Raw genomic sequence first — 1,806 nt, 5'->3', positions numbered from 1 at the left:
GCCCCGGCCCGCCCCGTGGTGCTGCAGTCGGCGCCGGACGGCGACACCCTGGCGGTTCTCCCGGGGGGCGCGCGCGTGCAGGCGCTCGGGCGCCAGGGGGAGTGGACCCGCGTGCGGGTGGAGGGATGGACCCGCTCCCCGGTGGCCGGCGCGGAGGCGGCGCCCACGACCCTCGCTCCCTCGGTCCTCCGCGCGGAGCCGGAGGCGCACCGCGGCGAGCGCGTGGAGTGGTCCGCGCGCTTCATCGCCCTGCAGCGCGCCGACGAGGTCCGCACGGACTTCGCCCCCGGCGAGCTGTACGTGCTGGCCCGCGAGCCGAACGGCGAGGCCGGCTTCGTCTACATCGCCGTCTCGCCCGAGCAGGCGCTCGCCGTGCGCCGGCTGCTCCCCCTGCAGCGGTTCACCTTCGTGGGACGCGTCCGGACCGGTGCGTCCCCCATGATGGGCCACCCCGTCCTGGAGCTGGTGGAGCTCCGCTCCTGACCGGTTCGCGCCGTCCTTCCGTTTCACCGCCGTTCCCAAACGCAGGAGCCGAAATGCCCCGTTCGCGCCCCGGTCTCGCCGCGTCCGTCACCGCCGCGCTCGCGCTCGGCACCGCCCTGGGCCTCGCCGCCCCCGGCACCGTCGCCTCCGCCTCCCCGACCTCTCCTTCCGCGGACTCGCTGCGCGGGGACCTTCCCGCCGCGCGGCTGGCCCGGAGCATGTTCGGGCTGAGCGGGGCTCTCCGGGTGGCGATCGTCGACCCCGCGCAGCCGCTGGAGCTGCCGCTGGTGTGGGACGGCGCCGCTCCTGCGCCGGTCGCGTACGAGTGGAGCCCGCTCCCCGGGACGCGCCCGGCGCGCGGGGAGGGGCTCCTGGGCGCGCCGGTGGGCTCGGGCCCGCGACTCCTGGGGACCCCGGTGAGCGCCGCCGGACCGGCGGGCGAGCCGTTCGCCGGGGGCGCCCTGAGCGCTCCTGCGGGATCGGGCGCCTGGCGCCTCCATCTTCGCGGGGAGGGGTGGAGCCAGGAGGTCGGGGACCTCACGGTGCTCACGCGAGTTCCCTTCGCGGCGAAGCGGGGCGGGTTCGTGAACGGCTACCACATGGGGAGCTGGCACACGGAGGGGAGCGACCGGGACGACCGCTACGCACCGCCCGCGGGGTTCATCGAGGTCACTCCGGAGAACCAGGACCTCCAGGTATCGGAGCACTTCCGGCTGCGGAACTTCCTCACCAAGAACCAGTTCTCCGTCTGGCCCAAGTACGTTGCTCTGGACCTTCGGCTGATCGACAAGCTGGAGCTGGTGATGCAGGAGCTGCGCGCCATGGGGATCCGCGCGGACCACATGGCCGTCATGAGCGGCTTCCGCACCCCCGCCTACAACGGCCCGGGCGAGGGGGGGCGCGCGAAGCTCTCCCGCCACACCTACGGGGACGCCGCGGACGTCTGGGTGGACAGCGACCAGGACAACTACATCGACGACCTGAACCAGGACGGCCGCCGCGACGTGCGCGACGCCGAGGTCATGCTGCGCGCCGTCGACCGGGTGGAGGCGAAGTACCCGGAGCTGGTCGGCGGGGCGGGGGTGTACCTGGACAACGGCGCCCGCGGACCGTTCATCCACATCGACGTACGGGGTTCGCGGTCGCGCTGGTAGCGGGAGTCTGAGCCTCTGGTGCTACGGGGAGACATGAGTCATCCCGGAGATTGAGGTCCGGGAGTTGAAGCAACAAACCCTCCGATGGGTCACATCCATCGGAGGGTTTGCTGTATGAAGACGATCGCCTCGGAGCATTGCAGCGCGTCGGCTCTCGCCTCCACACTCT

Annotated in this window: 2 protein-coding genes; both read left to right on the top strand. The window is 73.1% G+C overall.

Translation table 11 applies throughout. The features are described from left to right. Positions 1-483: hypothetical protein (locus VGR37_22030; protein HEV2150092.1), on the top strand; the 483-nt coding region annotated here is incomplete at its 5' end. Positions 484-536: 53 nt separating this feature from the next. Then, a complete protein-coding gene (locus VGR37_22025; protein HEV2150091.1) occupies positions 537-1,637 on the top strand; it encodes a D-Ala-D-Ala carboxypeptidase family metallohydrolase in 1,101 nt (366 codons plus the stop codon). Positions 1,638-1,806 lie beyond the last annotated feature (169 nt).

This window comes from Longimicrobiaceae bacterium (assembly GCA_035936415.1).
Lineage (GTDB): Bacteria > Gemmatimonadota > Gemmatimonadetes > Longimicrobiales > Longimicrobiaceae > JAFAYN01.
The sequence above is the reverse complement of the archived record's forward strand: the minus strand, read 5'-3'. Positions and strand labels throughout refer to the sequence as shown.